The sequence below is a fragment of the Adhaeribacter swui genome, assembly GCF_014217805.1.
GTDB classification, from domain to species: domain Bacteria; phylum Bacteroidota; class Bacteroidia; order Cytophagales; family Hymenobacteraceae; genus Adhaeribacter; species Adhaeribacter swui.
In genome coordinates this window covers 3,271,742-3,290,088 of the sequence record NZ_CP055156.1, presented here as the reverse complement: position 1 = coordinate 3,290,088, position 18,347 = coordinate 3,271,742, and the positions used below count along the sequence as shown (strand labels likewise).

The 18,347-nt window shown below is 43.0% G+C and carries 13 protein-coding genes and 1 pseudogene; 6 read left to right on the top strand and 8 right to left on the bottom strand.

Going from position 1 to position 18,347, the window contains the following annotated elements; genetic code table 11:
* Positions 1–638 precede the first annotated feature (638 nt).
* The 5 genes from HUW51_RS13930 to HUW51_RS13910 all read right to left on the bottom strand — a co-directional run bounded on the left by HUW51_RS13930 (position 639) and on the right by HUW51_RS13910 (position 7,427).
* Positions 639–1,916, bottom strand: coding sequence for a PQQ-dependent sugar dehydrogenase (locus HUW51_RS13930; protein WP_185270247.1), 1,278 nt, complete (start codon positions 1,914–1,916; stop codon positions 639–641).
* A 236-nt stretch (positions 1,917–2,152) separates the two neighbouring features.
* Positions 2,153–2,761, bottom strand: coding sequence for an alpha-ketoglutarate-dependent dioxygenase AlkB family protein (locus HUW51_RS13925; protein ID WP_185270246.1), 609 nt, complete (start codon positions 2,759–2,761; stop codon positions 2,153–2,155).
* A 113-nt stretch (positions 2,762–2,874) separates the two neighbouring features.
* Positions 2,875–3,726: a bifunctional helix-turn-helix domain-containing protein/methylated-DNA--[protein]-cysteine S-methyltransferase gene (locus HUW51_RS13920; RefSeq protein ID WP_185270245.1), complete on the bottom strand. Its 852-nt coding sequence runs from the start codon at positions 3,724–3,726 to the stop codon at positions 2,875–2,877.
* Between the two features lie 211 nt (positions 3,727–3,937).
* Positions 3,938–6,382 (bottom strand): bifunctional YncE family protein/alkaline phosphatase family protein, encoded by a 2,445-nt coding sequence (locus tag HUW51_RS13915; RefSeq protein WP_185270244.1) that lies wholly within the window; start codon positions 6,380–6,382, stop codon positions 3,938–3,940.
* 199 nt (positions 6,383–6,581) lie between these two features.
* Positions 6,582–7,427, bottom strand: a complete 846-nt coding sequence (locus HUW51_RS13910) for an endonuclease/exonuclease/phosphatase family protein (RefSeq protein ID WP_228466625.1) — start codon at positions 7,425–7,427, stop codon at positions 6,582–6,584.
* A gap of 240 nt (positions 7,428–7,667) precedes the next feature.
* Here HUW51_RS13910 and HUW51_RS13905 point away from each other — a divergent pair, with 240 nt between their 5' ends.
* A complete protein-coding gene (locus HUW51_RS13905; RefSeq protein WP_185270243.1) occupies positions 7,668–8,294 on the top strand; it encodes a hypothetical protein in 627 nt (208 codons plus the stop codon).
* A 560-nt stretch (positions 8,295–8,854) separates the two neighbouring features.
* A complete protein-coding gene (locus HUW51_RS13900; RefSeq protein ID WP_185270242.1) occupies positions 8,855–9,268 on the top strand; it encodes a BLUF domain-containing protein in 414 nt (137 codons plus the stop codon).
* A 77-nt stretch (positions 9,269–9,345) separates the two neighbouring features.
* Here HUW51_RS13900 and HUW51_RS13895 read toward each other — a convergent pair whose 3' ends face one another.
* Entirely contained in the window at positions 9,346–9,540 is a 195-nt protein-coding gene (locus HUW51_RS13895; protein WP_185270241.1) for a hypothetical protein, read from the bottom strand.
* Positions 9,541–10,265: 725 nt separating this feature from the next.
* On the opposite strand from HUW51_RS13895, the gene HUW51_RS13890 reads away from it, so the two are divergent.
* Positions 10,266–11,204 carry a hypothetical protein gene (locus tag HUW51_RS13890; protein WP_185270240.1) on the top strand — a complete coding sequence of 313 codons (939 nt, stop codon included), beginning with the start codon at positions 10,266–10,268 and terminating at the stop codon, positions 11,202–11,204.
* Between the two features lie 14 nt (positions 11,205–11,218).
* On the top strand, positions 11,219–12,763 hold the full coding sequence (locus HUW51_RS13885; RefSeq protein WP_185270239.1) for a phosphatase PAP2 family protein: 1,545 nt from the start codon (positions 11,219–11,221) through the stop codon (positions 12,761–12,763).
* A 144-nt stretch (positions 12,764–12,907) separates the two neighbouring features.
* On the opposite strand, the gene HUW51_RS13880 is transcribed toward HUW51_RS13885, so the two are convergent.
* Complete coding sequence (locus tag HUW51_RS13880) at positions 12,908–13,918, bottom strand: NDR1/HIN1-like protein (protein WP_185270238.1); 1,011 nt, start codon at positions 13,916–13,918, stop codon at positions 12,908–12,910.
* Positions 13,919–14,363: 445 nt separating this feature from the next.
* Here HUW51_RS13880 and HUW51_RS24920 point away from each other — a divergent pair.
* A pseudogene (locus tag HUW51_RS24920) lies at positions 14,364–14,543 on the top strand (antibiotic biosynthesis monooxygenase); the annotation flags it as partial.
* Between the two features lie 24 nt (positions 14,544–14,567).
* The gene (locus tag HUW51_RS24590) at positions 14,568–14,753 is read left to right on the top strand and encodes a hypothetical protein (RefSeq protein ID WP_228466623.1); all 186 of its coding nucleotides are present in this window, start codon (positions 14,568–14,570) and stop codon (positions 14,751–14,753) included.
* Between the two features lie 50 nt (positions 14,754–14,803).
* On the opposite strand, the gene HUW51_RS13870 is transcribed toward HUW51_RS24590, so the two are convergent.
* Positions 14,804–18,106: a S8 family serine peptidase gene (locus tag HUW51_RS13870; RefSeq protein WP_185270237.1), complete on the bottom strand. Its 3,303-nt coding sequence runs from the start codon at positions 18,104–18,106 to the stop codon at positions 14,804–14,806.
* Positions 18,107–18,347: the final 241 nt, after the last annotated feature.

Sequence of the window (18,347 nt, the reverse complement as noted above, 5' to 3'; positions counted from 1 at the left end):
GGAGCATGGTTATAACAGCTTAGCTTTGCAAGCCGCCGGAGAAAAATTTTTAAAATTTGTGGATAAAAAGTACCTGATTAGCATGTTCCCCAAAAGAATTGGGCAAAGCATTAGTAATGGCAAGCATAACACCCGCATTTTTACCGTAGCTGTGGCTACCAACAACTTTAAAGAAGCTTGGTATTAATCAGCTATTTTTTACTCCATAGCCGAAGCAAGTAATTTTTTAAATTTTAAATTTCTACTTAACCCAATACTACCGGGTAATTCTAAAACAAAGCAAACAATCCGTTACTTTCTGGTTTAGATTAAATTTAAAAATTGATTATCTGCTTTTTCAGCGCTGGTTTTACTGATGCTTTACTTATCACCAGCTAATAATTCAACGTCGCCGCGCTGGTTCATTAAAAGCTGTAGATGCGCAAGGAATAATTGTTGGTTTGACTCTATTCCCGGATTTTTTCGGTAAGCAGGCGGGCATACTGTTGATGCATTTCGGTTTCTTTATTGTATTGTTCCAGGCTATTGTCGTAGAAACGTGGTTCGCCCAGAACCACCCGGTAAGCGCCGCAATTTTGCGGCCCATAATCATAATAAAGATATTTTCCGAAAAAATTCGTTACACACCTTGGGGTAAACTACTTTTTATTCGCGTAAGTTATGCGGTAAACGGTTCCTTTTAAATCATCGGATACGTACAAAGCGCCATCGGGCCCCTGAGCCAGACCACAAGGGCGGTGTTGGATTGGGCCGGTAGGCTGCACCAGATCTACGCCGGCAAAATTATCCGCAAAAATTTCCCATTTGCCCGCAGGTTTACCGTTTTTAAAAGGAATAAAAGCTACCACATAGCCTTTTTGCAACTCCGCAGATTTACCATGAAAAGCAATAAACGCCCCGTTTTTGTAACGGGCCGGAAACATATTGCCCGTGTAAAATAATAACGCATTTGGCGCTAAGTGCGCCGGAAAAGCCACGAGCGGATCCAAAGCTGTTTCGCCCCCGGTTTTTTGGCCATCGCCCCCGTACTCTGGTGCCAGCATTTTTTGCTTTTTCTGGTGGTCGTAATAAATATATGGCCAGCCGCCGTCGGCTCCTTTGGGCAATTCATATAAAGTTTCGGCGGGCAAAATTGCATCCTGCTCGGGCGTATAGTACTGCGGAAACAAATCGTGCATGGCTCCGCGGCCGTGCTGCAGGGCAAATAAAGAATTGGTGTTGCTGTTCCAGTCCAGGCCTACTACGTTTTTTAAACCGGTGGCGTAATGCACGGCGTTGCCATAACTTTGGTTGGGCTTATCGGTTTTAAACTGCCAAATGCCACCTACCGAGTCTAACAACGGACAAGGCATTTGGCCTTTGCCGGAACCTTCTTGGCGGCAAGCATCGGAGTAAGAACCTACCGTTACGTACAAATTGCCTTGTTTATCCAGAGTAATCGATTTAGAAACATCGCGCGTTTTAGCCACCAAGCCCTGCACAATAGATTCGGGTTGCTCCGGTTTTAGTATTTCTTGTTTCGCATTAAGGAGGTACCGGTAAACCCCGGTGTTAGAAGCAGAATACAAATAATTATTCTGGAGGGCAATGCCGGTACCCGGATAGTTGCCTATGCCCGTTTGCTGATCCAGGTAGCCGTCTTTATCTGTATCGCGCAAATGATACAAGCCTTTCCCATCTTTTAGCTTGGTTAATTTTACATACAAGTCGCCTTGTTTGGTTACTACTAGGTGGCGTACCGCCCCTAAATCATCGGCCACTACAGTAGCTTTAAAACCGGTAGGCAGCTGAAGCGCTACCGCCTCTTTGCTTTTTTTAATTTTTACAGTTTTACCTTGATGATGGTAAGCCGATAATACAACAACACAAGCCAATGCCGCTACTAACTGCGCAGCCCGTCCCAGGTTTCTTTTCATAAATTTTTGCGGATAAACAATTTTTTAAAATTTCTCTTCGAATTTTCTTCAGGCAAGTGGCGCAAAGATTTTTAAAATTTTACTTTACCGGTCACCAGATTTTAGCTCACGAAGGCACATTATATATGCTTTGGCAATATATTACTTTAACTTAATTTTATTATCCCTATTTACGCTTACTTTTTAACCCCAAAACAATCCTGGTTTTGTACGGCTTCCGGCTCCGCAGGTAATTTTTAAAAAACTATCGTCCGGAAAGTTAAATTTACCCTGGCCTGGTTTATGGTTTTGATGGGAGGCAGCCGGTGTAGCCAGTTGGTTTGCGTGGCGCCTTTCATGACAAGTAAACTGCCGTGTTCCAGTAAAACCGACACCGTTTCTTTAGTTTGTTTGTGTTTAAAACTGAATTTGCGTTCGGCCCCGAAACTTAAAGAACCAATAGCCCCATTTTTCTTTAAATCTTTTTCGCCGTCGCTGTGCCAGGCCATTCCTTCGGTGCCATTATGGTACAGGTTTAGTAAGCAGGAATTAAAATTCTCTCCGGTTTCTTTTTCTGCTAATGCTTTTAATTCTAACAGTTCCGGAGTCCAGGGCAATGCCCGTTTGGTAGCGTTGGAGTAAGTATATTCAAAACTTTGGTCGCCGTACCAGGCTACTTTTCTTTTGGTGATAAACGTTTTCCCAAAAATGTGGGCTTCGTCGTTTTTCCAGGCAATGTGGTGCAACAAGCGGTGCAAATAATTATCTGCCTGTTCGTTGGTTATTATTTTGCCGTAATAATTTACAATGCCGTCCTGGGGCAATAAGTTTTTATCAGGTTCCGGCACCAGCGCAAACAAATCCATTCTTCTATCTTTTTATAAACCCGCTATAGGTCATGGCCGCAGGAAAAAATTTAAAAATCAGGGTACCGCTCCCGGCCATTCCATTGTTGAAAGCCAATAAACTACTTAGTCCACTAAATCTCAAGCGCATTTACCCGGGAAGCTTCCCAGCCAATGATAACTTTTTTGCGGGTAGTGCCCCACATATAGCCGCCCAAATTACCGGAAGCCTGAATAACCCGGTGGCACGGAATTAAAAAGGCCACCGGATTGCTGCCAATAGCGGTGCCTACCGCTCGCGAAGCATGAGGCAATTCTACTTGCCGGGCAATAGAGCCGTACGTAGCCAATTGACCCAGGGGTATTTTAAGCAAGGCTTCCCATACTTTTAACTGAAAAGGCGTGCCTTTTAAATGCAGCTTTACCTGGTTTAGTTGGGTCCAGTCGTGGTTAAAAAATAACAAGGCATTTTGCTGTACTAAATCCTGATGTTGCCGGAAAGTAGCGTTCTGGAATTTTGCTTGTAGTGCCGCCAAAGACAATTTTTCGTTTTCGTGGAAAGCCATATAACAAACCCCTTTGGCCGTGGAAGCAATAATCATATTACCAAATAAAGTTGCCGCAAAGCTGTAATTAATCGTGAGGGTTTTTCCGCCGTTTTTATACTCGGCCGGAGTCATGCCTTCGATGTTTACAAATAAATCGTGCAGGCGGCTGGTGCTGGATAAACCCGTATGGTAAGCTGCATCAAAAAGCGTAACCTGGTTTTCGGTGAGCAATCTTTTGGCATAGTTTACGGTAGTATACTGCAAAAACTTTTTGGGACTGGTGCCGGCCCATTCGTTAAAAACCCGCTGAAAATGAAAAGGACTTAAATGCACCTTTTCGGCTACTTCTTCCAGGTTAGGCTGGCTTTTAAAGTTGGTTTGGATATAATCGATTGCTTCGGCAATGCGGTTATAATGTAACAGGTCTTGCGCGTTCATCTTTTCTGGATTTTATAATTTAAAATTCGGAAAATTTTAGCCAGCATAAAATCCGAAACTTGCTGATGTTAATTTCAGAATTTACCCGATCTGGAACTCTAAAATTGTGAATCAAAAATCAAAAATTTTAAAAATTCAGTTTTCGGGCAAAGCCTATTTCCATTTTAATCAAAGAAGAATACATCCCGTTTCTAGTAAACAACTTTCTGTATCAATCATCGTCGTCATCTTTTTTCTGTTCCAGCTTTACAAACCCACTGCGGCGGGGCGCCGGCATTACAGAGTCTTCGCCTTTCACCGATTTCCAGACCACTTCGTTTAAATCCAGGTCCGGGGCGGCATCTTCTTTTGTAAAGTTAAATTTTTCGGAGCGTTCGGCGCTTTTATTCCAAGCTACGTTGCGTTCTTCTAAATCTACCTGGGCGGCTTTTACCTGGTAAGGCGTAAGGGTGGGTTGAGCGGTAAAGCAATCAAACAACGGCAAAGCAGCGGCATCGTACTGGCTCATGGGCGGCAAGCCTAAAATTAATTCCATGGTACGCAGCATGCCCGAAGTAGAGTACATGGTATGGTTCACGGAATTGCGCTTGGTATAGGGGCTAATCACAAAAGCCGGTGAACGGTGGGCATCTATGTGGTCCGGACCATTCTGAGCATCATCTTCTAACACAAAAATGGCTGTTTCGGCCCAGATAGAACTTTTAGAAAGATGCTCCACCAATTGTCCCAAGGCTAAATCGTTATCGGCTACGGCAGCAATGGGCGTAAATTTACCTTTTTTCTGGCCGCTGGTATGGTCGTTGCCTAACCGGATGGTGTTGAATTGCGGCACGGCATTTTGGGCCAGTAACGAGTCAAAGTCTTGTTTCCAGATGCGTACCCGTTCAATATCTTTAATATCCATATCGAACCCCGGCGATTTTTTGCTAGTGTGGCCTTGCAGCGATTTTAAGGTAGCTTTACCATTGGCGGCAAACTCGCCGTAGCTACGGTAACTAATGCCGGCCCGCTGGCAGTAATCCCAGATATAGCCATCGCGCGGGTAAGCAATTTTGCGGCTGCCTTCGTAATCGTAAGTACCGCCCCGGCCGCCGTAGCTGGTAGGCCAGGTTTTTTCGGTGTAATCGGTGGCGTAAGCGGCCATGCTCCAATTATGGCCATCGGCGCTAACTTCGGCATCTACGTAAAAATTATCGAGTAATACGAATTCGCGGGCTAAAGCATGGTGGTTGGGTGTTACTTTCTCCGGAAAAATACACAGCGTAGAATCGCCGTTACCTTCTTTCATGTCGCCGAGAACCTGGTCGTAGGTGCGGTTTTCTTTGACTACATAAAACACGTATTTAATCGGCGACTTCTCCCCTACTTTGGTGGGCACCGGGTTACCCACTTCGCCGCGGGCTTGTACTTCCATTTGCTTGGTAAACGGACTGTTGGCGTAAACCTGCTTGGAGTAATTTTTTAATTTTTCTTCGTCGGGGCGATCGATAAAAGATAAGGTTCCTTTAAATAAACCACCAATGTATTGTACTTCCTGCTTATTAGTAACGCCCGTGTGGGAACCACTGTTATCCGAAACCTTTATGGGTTGCGGCCCACCCGGATTGGGTAACGACGAAAACCCTTTGCCATTGGCTACCAATATTTTCTTTCCCAGCGTTTTTACGTTAGTCGGGTACCAACCCGTAGGAATAAAACCCAACGAAGAACTTTTACCGGGTACCGATACGTTAAAAACCGCTACACAATTATTATCGGCGTTGGCCATGTACAAGGTTTTCTCATCCGGAGAAAGGCTTAAAGCATTGGTAGTAGAACCGGTTAGTTTGGTAGGGTAAAGCGCCGCCGAAATAGTTTCCATAACCTTGCGGGCCTTAGTATCAATTACCGAAACGGAGTTATCGTTGGCGTTGGCTACAAATAAATATTTGTTGTTTTTGGTAAGAACTAACTCGTTCGGGTGGTTTTCAGTGGCAATCTCGCCGGTTATATTGTTGCTCTGCGTATCGTAGATAACTACTTTATCGCCGCCCCAAAGTGTTATGTACAAAGTTTTTTTATCCCGGGAGAGCAAACAGGCGTAAGCTTCGTGGCCCAAATCTACCTGATGCCGGGTAGTTTTGGTTTTCAGGTCGAAAACGTACAGGCTGTTATTTTCTTTGGTAACCACGTACAGTAACTGACGGGCATCGTCGAGTTCCAGGCCGGTAGGGCCAATCTTTTCTTCTGGCCAGGCTTGGCCTAATCGTAAGGTATCAGTAGTAGTAAATTTATTATTTTGTATGCCATAAGCCAAAACTACGTTATCGTTGCCGCCCGAGGCATACAATTTTTTACTATCGGGACTAAACTTTAAGCCGTACCACGATTTCGCAATAACTTTTTCGTCGAGTAGTTTTTCATTCACCGGATCCAGGAGTTGCACTGTTTGTTTGCTTTGCCCGTTGTTAGTAACGGCCAGCAATTTACGGGAAGGAGATAATTGAATATTTAAGGGCAAATCACCTAAGGGCAAAGACTGGCCTACCGGGCTAAGCGACCAACCATTGGGTAATAAAATCTGCGCCGCTTTTGGATTGTTAGTAGGCTGTGCAATAGCCTTAAAAGCACTACTGGCGGCTAAACCCCAAATTACAACTTTCAGAAAAGTTTTCATATTAGCTTACTGGTAAAGAATAGGTGGCGAAAGTAAATCTTACTTTCTAAAACGAAGAATACAAGAAGAAACTTAACAATTATTTAAAATAATGTAAATCCGGAATAGCCGGTAAATCAAAGCAACAGAACTACTTATAAAAAACGGACAGCCCCAGAGAGAAGCTGTCCGTTTTTTAAATTTTTATATGAAGCGGTAGCTATTTACCAGAAAGTTTTATCTCCGCCACTACGGGCAAATGATCGGAAGCGTATTTTTCGGGTACTACCGTGTTTTTTATCACTTTAAACTTCTTGGCTGGGGTGTAAGCAATAAAATCAATGGCTTTGGTGGGGTTCTCTACCGGAATAGTAGGTTCGCAGGTTTGGCAAGTTCGGGTAAAATGTTGGTCCAGGGCTTTAATACTCCCCGATTCCGGCGAAGCGTTAAAGTCGCCGGCAATAATAAAGGGCAGTTTTTCGGTAGCGGCTATCCGGGCAATTTCGGCAATTTGCAACTGCCGGTTCACAGAATCTGATTGGGCATCTAAATGCGTTGACCCAAACCGGATAGTCGTGTTATTGGGTAATTTAACTTTGGCCGTGGTTAGTACGCGGGGCTCGCCATTGGTTTCGGGTTTGGTAGGCAGGCGGTGCACGGTAGTTTCGGTGAGCGGGTATTTCGAGAGAATGGCTACCCCGTAATCGCCGCCACCATGGTCAATGGCTTTCCCAAAAAAGAATTTCATGTTTAACGCTTTAGCTATTTCTTCTGCCTGGTTAAATGCCCCGGAGCGTTGGGTATTTACATCTATTTCCTGCAAAGCAACTAAGTCCGGGTTTTGCGCCTGAATAGCTTTTACAATAGCCGGTATGTCTATAAAGTCGGGCTTAGAAGGCGGGTTACAATGGTGTACATTATAAGTCATTACCCGTAGAGTTATTGACTTAGAGGCTACCGCCGTTACCGGATTTTCAGCAACGGAATTCATTGCCAATAGCTGATTGGCGAAGGCAACAGCCCACAGGGCAACCGCGGCCAGCAAATAAAAACTATATTTTTTCATGCGGGTTATATCCATTTAGTGCGTAAGTATAAAACCTATAAGCTAAATTTTAAAAAATAAAACAACTTAGAGCAAAATATAAACTATCCTATATTACCGTGGTACTATAAACAGAGCATCTTGCTTTTCTAATGTTTCTGATTTTAGGAGGTAATATGGCAGAAATACAGGCATACTTTTTATTAAAGTAAGGTATTAAACACGCAAACAATTAATCAACTTACTAAAAATAAATACGCCATGAACGCTACTTTTACTACTAATATTGCCGAAACAACTTCTTTAACTGCGGCCCATTCTTTTAAAGCGGTGGTGTTGGTTAACCCAGAAGAATCTTTGGTGCAAGTAAGTTGGTCGGAGGCTCCTGCTCCCCACGAAGTAGCAGCATGCGCCGATTACGTAGCTTCCATCATCAGCCAATATAACTTAAACCAGCTTTTACACGATGTTCGGCAAGTAGATTATGCAGCAATTGACTTACAGCGGTGCTTAACGCACGAATTTTGCCCCAAAGTAATGCAAGCCGGTATTACAAAACTGGTGCATTTAGCCAATTATACTTTACCAGAATTGTTTATCATCGACCAGATAACCGATATTGTAAAGCAGAAATACGTTAAAAACCCCAATACCCATTTCGAAATCTGCACTACCCCCGAAGGAGCCGCAGCATGGTTTAAAAATAATATTTACAGCCAAAAAGAAAAAGCCGCTAAAGCACCAGAAACCGTTAAATTACAAGCTCCGCAAGCAGCCGTTTTAAATACAGTTTCTCCGTTGCAAACCTTGGTTAAGTCGTATAAAGAAAAAGCAAACCTGCTTTATAAAATGGCATTTAAGTCTAAAAACTTATACCCTAATATTTAATACGTTACCCCAAATTCATTATAACTTCCATTAGCAATATTTAGAACATAATCCTTTCGCCCAAAAACGCACTTAAAAATTTAACCATTTAAAGTGCTATAACGTTTAATTAATCTACCAGGCAGGTTTCTAGAACAACAACCGTTGTACTAGAAACCTGCTTGATTTTTAACCAATCAGTTGCTTGTTTTCCTTATTTTTAAAATTTCGCATTAAACATTAGGGTAACCGGTAAACAGCTTATCCTTAAATTTAAACTTAACCAAAAGGATTAGATTCGCTTACTTGCTTTTTAACCTGATGGATAAATTTGGCTTTGTTTTACCGCAAATTTTCTGGCGGGCTGGTTGGTTTTTCCGGGGGTAGTTATAAAACTGAAGTACTTGGCTAAGATTAAGTAATGTATTACGGTAATCAGATACTATTCTAAGCTGTTTATAAGCGCAAAAGTGTAGCATCTAATATCTTGATACTTTTGCCAGTGAGGTTATTTACTTTTATTCTCAGTTGGTTAAAATGTAAATTTTTAAAAATTCTTAAAAGTACCGATGCATCAAATTATGTACATAAGTACCGCGGTTATTTCTGTACATGAAGCAGAACTGCAGGAAATGTTAGCCCGTTTTCGACGCAACAACGAACGGGACAATATTACCGGCATGTTGTTATACAGCGGCGAACATTATGTGCAATTAATTGAAGGAGAAGAAGCTGCTTTAAGAAAGCTATATGCTAAAATAGAAAAAGATTATTTACATACGAACATTATTAAACTAGCCGACGGCCAGATCAGCCACCGCTTGTTTAAAGATTGGAGTATGGGATTTAAAGGAGTGACCGAAGCAGCCTTAACCACTCTACCGGGTTATATTAATCCGGCTAGCCCGGTTTTTCTGAACCAACTGCCGGAGCCAGAAGAATCTGCTTCATCGGTATTACAGCAATTTGTGCGGAATAATATGATGTGCCCCTAGTAGGCAATTCCGGTATTTTGTAAAAAGTAAAAATTTAAAAAAAAGCCTCCGCTTAAAGCAGAGGCTTTATCATCAACCTAAACCTCTTTTCTTTCCTCTAAAGTTTTTAACCAAGCTTCTGCCTCCTCTAAAGTTGGCAACCCGCCTAACTCCCGACACAAAGCCCCAAATTCAGGTTCATACGCCCGGTTAATAGTAAACATTGCAATTACTTGCTGATTGGTATCCAGACATACCGGTACCCGAATAGTTTCTATGGTCTGCACTGCCATGCTTAATTTTACTTCTTTTTGTTGTTAGTTTAAGCTCTTTTACTCGTTTGCAGCCCGAAAGATATACGGAATGTTCCGGCGTAAATACTCATTTTATTTTTCAGAAATTGGCGATATTTAAAGTACAAATGTCAATTATTATTTGAAGGACCCCACCACTGTTAGATTTTACTTCTAACGCCCGCATAAATCCAAACAGAAAGCAATTTAAAACAACACTCTTACCGTATTTACACCTATATTTTATGGTATTAACACGGATTAAAAATTGCAATTTGCAATTACTACGGACAACTATTAATTAATTTAAGATAATTAAGACAAATAAGCCGAAGCTTACCTTGAGCTAAAAACCAGAGAACCAGGCGGCATTTGATTCTGTAAAAGTGTTCCCGGGTATATAAATTATGCAACAAACTTCAGCTTTAATTAATGGAGCGTTAACGAAAAGTGCTAATTCACCTTTAATTTATTAAATTTTTTTACTTTTCAAATTTTAATATTCTACTTGTTACATATTTTTCCTAATTTGAAAAAGCAAAGCCTTAAACGCGGGTTTTTGATTTTAGTTACTGTATTATTACTATAAACATTAAAATATGATTTTACCTGTACGCTACCTCCCCTGAATTTTTGTTCTTTAATGTATACGCTAAGAGCATATTGCCCTCCCGAGCTAATTGCACACACCTGATTTTTTAAATTATTTACTTTATTAATCATCCATGAAAACAAACTTTTACCCTTTTATTCCAAAAATTATTTTACTCTTTCTTGCCTTTATGCCATTCTTAACCAAGGCGCAAACCGAGCAGGATGCTTTGATGATGGGCACCCGCAAGCTTTGTATAGCTGGCTCAGTGGGTTATAATAGCTGGACAAATTACTGGGAAGGCACCTTTAAACGCGATAACGATAACCTGGGCCAGGTTTCTACTAAGTCGGCCATGCTGATGGTAAACTACGGCATTAAAGATAATTTAAACGTGATGGCTTCTTTGCCTTACGTAAAAATTCATGCCACCCAAGGCACTTTAAATGGTTTAGGCGGCTTTCAGGACCTGGGCGTATTTGTAAAATGGCGTCCCTGGCAACAACAATTTGGCTCACAAACCATTTCGCTGTTTGCCGTAGGTGGTTACTCTACGCCATCTAACAAGTATAATATCGACTTTTTACCCATGTGCATTGGTTTAGGCAGCCGGGTTTTAAGTGGCCGCTTAATTGCCGATGTAAAAGTGAATAAGCTTTTTGTAACAGTTTCGGGCGCTTACATGCACCGCAGCAACGTAGAAATAGACCGCCCGGCTTATTACACCGATCACCAGATTAATTCGCACGAAGTAGCAATGCCCGATGCCGGTAATTTTCAGTTGCGCACCGGTTACCGCACGCCCCGCCTCATCGCCGAAGTTTTCGTGGATAACATGACTACTTTCGGCGGGTTTGATATCCGGAAAAACGACATGCCTTTTGTGAGCAACCAAATGAACAGCACCAAAGTAGGCGTGGAAGCCAAACATTACCTGGCTAAAATTCCATCTTTAGGTTTTCATGCCAATGCCTGGCATACCGTAGCAGGCCGCAATGTGGGTCAGGCTACCGGTTTTATGGCCGGCGTTGATTATATTTTTAATTTATCTCCTAAATCCGCCAACAATTAATTTTTACATCCAGAATGAAAAAGGTTTTTATTTATATAAGTACTTGTTTTTGCTTGTGCTATTTAGCTTCCTGCGATAAAGAAATTGAGGAAACAAACGCCGCTTATCCGGCCTTACAGCCCTCCAAAACCGATGCGGATGCCGGCACCTGGACTACCATGATTGCTGCTTCGGCTACTGATTTTCCGGTACCTGCCCCCCAGCCTACCAGCTCTGCTGACTACCAACAAGAACTGCAGGAATTAAAAAAAGCCACCCAAAACTTAACCAGCGAGCAAAAACGCATTATTAATTTCTGGAAAGCCGGCAGCGTCCTACGCTGGAACGAAATTATGCGTGAGTTGGTAGCTAAACACAATTTACCGCCGTACCAGAACGACGATAATACCTATCCGGTACCGAGCGCCGCTAATCCTTTTGCTTACCCCATATTTCCGTTTTCCAATCCACCTTATGCTGCCCGGGCTTACGCCTACGTAAGCATTGCGCAATACGATGCTTTGGTAATGGCCCATCATTTTAAAACCGCATTTAACCGGCCAGCTCCTTACCAGGTAGATAACGCCATTCAGCCAATGGTGCCGAAAAGTGATTTGGCCGCTTACCCCTCCGAAGATGCGGTAATAGCGGGAGCCTCCATTGAAATGATGAAGTTGTTATTTCCGGCGGATTTGGAATATTTAAAAAAAATGGCCGAAGAAGAAAAAAATTACCGTTTATGGAGTGGCGCTAATGTGAAAAGCGATATTGCTGCCGGCGATTCTTTGGGCCGCTGGGTGGCCCGAAAAATTATTCAGCGCGCCAAAACCGATGGCATGGGCGCGGCTGGCGGAAACCCGGCCCTTTGGACCAAACTAGAAGATGATTGCAAAGCCAAAGGCGAAACGCCTTGGTACTCTCTGGAAACCCCAAAACGTCCGCCCATGCTGCCGTTTTTTGGCAACGTAAAACCGATCCTTTTTGGCACAGATGCCGTGCCTAGTTTACGGCCCGGCCCGCCGCCATCAGCTACTTCGGCAGAAATGAAAAAAGAATTGGACGAAGTATTGAATTATACGGAGAACCCTACCCGCGAACGGATGCGCATTGTTAACTTCTGGGCCGATGGCGTTGGCACCTACACCCCGCCCGGTCACTGGAATGCCATTGCCACCGAAGATTTTGTAAAAAAAGGCTACAGCGAAGTACGTTGGGCTCGAAATTACGCCTTATTAAATGCCTCGATGATGGATGCGGCCATTATGTGCTGGAATACCAAATACCATTACTTTAATGCCCGGCCCTGCCAGTTAAATCCTAAGATTAAAACCTTGACCGGGGTGCCTAATTTTCCGGCATATATTTCGGGCCACTCTACTTTTAGCGGAGCGGCTGCCACTATTCTGGGTTATTTAGTTCCGGAAAAAGCGGCCGAGTACAAAACCATGGCCCTGGAAGCATCTAATTCCCGCATGTACGGCGGCATCCACTATCGCTCAGATTGCCAGGCCGGCTTAGATACCGGCGGTAAAATTGGTGATTACGCCATAGCCCGGGCCAAAACCGATGGCGCTGATTAACTTATTTTTTAAAATTTTAAAATAATAAAAAAGCCAGGGCATGTCCTGGCTTTTTTATTATCCCGCTATTAGCATCGCGCTCATTTATGTTTTAAATTTTTAAAATTTAAGTGGCGCAGCTTTATTCAATGATAGTAAAAAACATTAACTTTTTGCTTCTTCGCGCTTCGCCTGCCGTTCTTCGCGTCGTTCTTCCCGGCGCTCTTTGCGTTCTTCTTTCTTTTCGGCTTTTTTCTCGTCGGCTTTTTCTTTGGCGGCATCCATTAAGGTTTTTAATTTCCCGGTAGCATTCAGGTTAATTTTACTGTCTTTAATTACGTCTGATTCCGAAGTAAGCTCGGTTTTTAATTTTACGTTGTAGTTTAAGTCTTTGCCTTCCCGAATAAAATCCAACACAGTTTTGCCCATTTCTTTAAAAGTAAGCTTTACCGGAATGGTAAAATTTGCAGATCCTTTGGCTGGTATTTTAACAATGCCGGGCTTGTTGCCTTCTACGGGTTCGTTATCTTCAATCTGCACGGTATAGGCCAGGTCTTTAAAACTAATCGGGAAAACGTTGCGGTTCCGTACGGCGGCTTCTACTTGCATGGTAGCGCCTTTCAATTTTAAATCATTCACTTTTAAATTGGTAATTTTTACATCGGGCACAGTTATTAAAGGCAGCTTTTTCTCTACTTTTAAATTAAACTCATCTTTGGGTAGTAGTTTGGTAGCAGAAAAAATGGTGGCATTTATCTGGTACTGCACACTGTCCTGGCCTTGGTTTGCTAAGCGGTCGGTTAGGTCTTTTAGTTTATCGTAGTATAAGGTAAGCGGCAAGGTAAGCTCGGTACTGTCTTTGGCTTTTAACCGCAGGGTATCGGGGTAAGTAGTGCGGGCTACTTCCTGGTCAGCAATAGAAATTGTATAATATAAACTATCGATCTTAAACCCAATGGGTGCCGGGTTATCAATAATCATCCGCATTTTCACATCGGCCCGGTTTTGGGTAAGGTTGGTAAGCTGCATTTGCCGAAACGACAACTTTGGCACAATGTAATCGGCCACTTCCTTATCTGATTTTTTAAATTTTACTACTGCAAAAATTACCGCTATGATGGCCGCCAAAATAATTAGCCCGATTATCCAGGAAGTGTTTTTCTTTTTACTATTCATCGTCGTACAAATTTTCTGGGCTGCATGCGTTGGCCTGTTTTAGTTAAAGTGCGCCAGAGCCTTTGTACTACCCTACGGGATTTTTTTGTTTTAGCTAAATAAATTATTAAAAATCAGGGCAATAAAAATCAGTTAACTCTTCTTTTTTAAAATAACCTCCGCCTTTTTACTTAGCTATATACAGCAAATAGCAGCTACCCCTGCGTATTATTTATTAAAGGAGCATTCTATTGTTTTATGGGCGAAAAGAGTGGTTGTGGTCTATATTTTCTGAAAAAATACTGAAAAAATCAGTAAAGCGGGTTTAAAACAATAATGATAAAATGCGCTCACTTTATTAAAAGAAACAACAAAGAAAACAGGCTTAAAAACAACATTTTCAGGATAGTTATTTACCCACTTCCAGTTTAAATTTTAAAAAACAAGCGATGGCCGAGCAAGTACAATACACCGTAGAACTTACCATTTCCCAGGCAAAACAGAGGAATTCAGAAAGATTATTCAAAATTTTTTAGAAGCCATTCAGAACAACGAACCTGGCACAACTGCTTTTCAGATTTACCTGAACCACGATGAAAGTAAAGCGTACCTGACAGAGAAGTTTCAAAATTCAGAAGCAATTCTAGCTCATTTCGCGCATGTTGGCCCCATGTTACCCGAGCTTTTAGCCGTTGCCCCGATTACCCGCTTTGAAGTGTTCGGCAACCTAAGCAAAGAGGCCGCGGAGGCCGTGCAACATTTAGGAGCCACTATTTTCCGCTACCATGCTGGCTTTGTTCGGGAAGCATCTTCTTCGGAAGCAAAAACAGAAGAAATGGCCCGTATGCAACAGTAAAAACAACAACGACATTCCGGCATTTTTAATTTTTAAGAAATAGCGTTGCTTTACCGGAGTAATTCTACGCGGCGGGTAATCACCCCGCCTTTACCGCTTATTCGCAAGTAATAAATGCCATTGGCTAAATTGTTTAAATTATACGGGGTAGGCCCGGTTTGGTAAGTTACCTGCGTAAATACCTGTTTACCAATAGCGTCTAGTAAAGTTACGGTTATGCCGTTGGTAGAATCAATGCCTTCGGATATGGTTATGGTTAAGTTTTGCCCCGTAGGAATGGGAAATATTAAAAAATCGGAAGCCTGCCAGGTTTGTATATAATCCGCGTATTTAATTTCTACGTTTTTGGTCAGGGAATCGACGCAGCCGTATTGGTTGGTTACGCGTAAGGTTACCGGGTAAATTCCGGGCTGCGTAAATTGCGCCGTGGGGTTTTGCTCCTGACTTTGCGTTCCGTTGCCAAAATCCCAATGCCATTGCTTTGCCAGTAATGTAGAATCAAAAAAACTGATGCGGCCTTTAACGCTGGCAGGTACCGGATCGGGCGAAAAAGCAAAATTAACGGTACTAATGGCTGGCACAATGGTGACGGGAGTTACCGCACTCTCGTACAGCGAATCCACGTTGCTGATGTAGTAGGTAGCTGCTGTTTTAACCGGAGGCATAGTAAACGTTCGCCCGGTATTTAATAGCGTGTCTTTTTCCGGATCAGCGTAAAACCGAAACTTCTGCCCTCCTGCTGGCTGGATGGTGGCGCTTGTGCCGACGCAAACCGAATCTATTTGTTTTACGAGCACGGGACCGGTTTTTATTTGCTGGTATTTATGAAGGGCCGCCCGGGCTTGTTCTTGCAGGTTCGGTAACGATTCGGCGCCTAGTATGGCAAAAGCCAAAGTGGTGCTATCGCCTGGCGCCAAGAATTGTAAGTTTGCCCCAACCACTTGCGCTACATCACTGCCTTTAGATCCCGAGTTTTGAAATTGCTTTGCTGTATTCTGGAGAGCCGTAAATTTATCTGCATCCGTAAAGCCATCGGTCAGGTTAATAGCTTCGGGGTTATCGCTGGGGTTGTTAAGGGCGTAGGTGGTAACTGGCTGCGGTGTTAGCAAGGAAATACCCGCGTAAACGTTTTTCAGGTTAGGTTGATAGGTATAACCTGTGCGGGTTACCGAATCCCACTCGGCTACGTTGTTGGCGTAGTTAGCAATATCCCAGTCGGCAAACAAGCCCGCGTGCAGGTTAGTTAAAGAATCCGGGGTAGTGTTGGTAATTTGATATTCCAGAATCACGTATTGATTATCCGGGGCATTTTGCCAGGCAAAAGCCCTTTGTTTTACTTTTACCCCAACCATCCCTTGCGCCGGATATTTATCCCGGAAAGCGCCTGCAGCTTCTTCATCGGCCCGCTTGCCTTCTTCTACAAAGTGCACCCCCGCCAAAGAGGTAAAGTTGTTGTCGGATTTTAAAGCTTCGTTACGAATGTTATCCGACACTTTTTCCGGCGAAGTACCAATCAGTAAGCCGCCTTCGCTCAGCAGGGAACCTAAATTTTTAAATTTTACCCCTTCGCCCAAACCCGGATCCAGATCGTTGTAACCAAAATTACCTTCGCTGGCTACCGTTACCTGTAAATCATTTATTTTTAAAGTAACATAGTTGGGGTTAAGATTCAGGGTAAAATACTGGTAATCGGTGTAGATGCCATCCGAATACCCGTACCGGAAAACAACGGGTTGATTAAAAGGAATATCCTTGCTAATTAAAACCTGAAAAGGCTGTTCAGAATTAGTTTTTGTACTTAACGTAGCCATAGCGCCGGCCACAAAGGTGCTCCGGATAACCGATACGTAAGGCGAAGCAGAAGATAAGGTAATAAATAAATTATTGGTAGGGCTTAATATATTTTGAAAAGTGCCGGTTATGGGCATTACATTACCAGCAAAAGCTTTTTGGTAGTCTGCGTTATGATTAGTATTCCGAACGGCTTTGGGGGCAGACGCAGTTAGAGCCCGGTACACATTTACCCGGCCGTAACCCAGTTTTTCCGGGTAGTTTTGGTTAGTGCCCGCCCCGTAATTATTATCGGCCATTACCCGCAGTTGTTCGGCTATTTGGCGAGCTGTATAATCCGGGAAATGGTGCCGGAGCAAGCTGGCCGCTGCCGCAACCACTGGCGAAGCAAAAGAAGAGCCCCCCACGGCCGCATAAGCATTATTGCTATTGTTACTGGTGGTAGTTACGGCTATACCGGGCGCCGTTAGGTCGATTTGGTAATTATAGGTTTGACTCGGGTCTTTTACATCGTTTTTGTTAACAGCACTTACCGCAAGCACATTTTCGTAGGATGCCGGATAAAAATAAGTTTCTTTGGGTGTGTTGCCGCCGGCCGCCACTACCACTGCATTTTTATTGATAACTGCGTAGTTAATTACGTCCTGCTCAAACTGCGAGTACGGGTTTTCGCCGCCCCAGGATAAGTTTATAACTTGGCAACCATGGTCTGCGGCGTACACAATGGCTTCGTAGCCTGCAAAATTCCCGTTGGGTTTAGAGGGAAAAACTTTAATGGGTAAATACCGGCAATTAAAACCTACTCCGGTAATGCCTGTGTTATTATCGGGGCTGCCAGCGGCCATACCGGTTACAAAAGTACCATGTCCGTTAGTGTCGGTTGGGTCGTTATCGTCATCGGCCAGGTCCCAGCCCGAAAAGTTATCTACAAAACCATCCTGATCATTATCCAGGCCATCTATGGGGTCGGCGTAATTATGCTTCAAGGAACTTTGCAAATCTTCATGGCTCAGGCGGTTGCCGGTATCTAAAATCCCGATAACGATCGAGGAATCTCCTTTTTCGATGTTCCAGGCTTTATACGCCTGAATTTGCTTTAAATAAAATTGCTTACCGGTAACTGAGTCGGCTAAAGGGTCGTTGGGTTGATACAAAAGCTGGGGCTGATAAACCGGTTCTACGTGGTCGATTACTCCGGTAGCTAACAGCAGTTGCCGCAGTTGCGTTAAGGTAAGATCCGGCCTTTGGTATTGCACTTGGTACCATAAAGTTAAATCTACCTGACCGGGCTTTGAATAAGACGAAGATTGAGGCCGGGGAAATTTTGGCTGAAAAGTACTGGCTTTTATTTGCGATAATACTTGCTGCAACGGATTAATAGCCTGGTTGGCTTGTCGGCTTAGATTGGCGGCTCCAGAGTAACCCGGTTTAAATTTAATTAATAGCAAACCCAGCGCTGTAGCCGATTTTGCCTGAACGGTATCAGGTACCAGTCGCTTTTGCGCGCTACTCCCATAAACTAACGCGAAAATAAAGCAGAAAAGAAGTAATCGTGTAATCATTCGCCTGACAAGAGAGCTATATGAATAACCAGAGAAGCCGCAATGCGTAGCTAAATCTGGTTATAATTTATATAACGCAAACTTAAAGCAGCGGCTTCTTAAAAGTGTATTTTTCTGTGGTAATTGCCTAATAATTATAGCGGATTTAGTAAATACAACAGAACTAGCTTTTATAAATTTTTAAAAAATTTTATTTCCAGAAAAGTTTAAAGCAGTTGATTAGTGAAAAGAATCCTTGCTG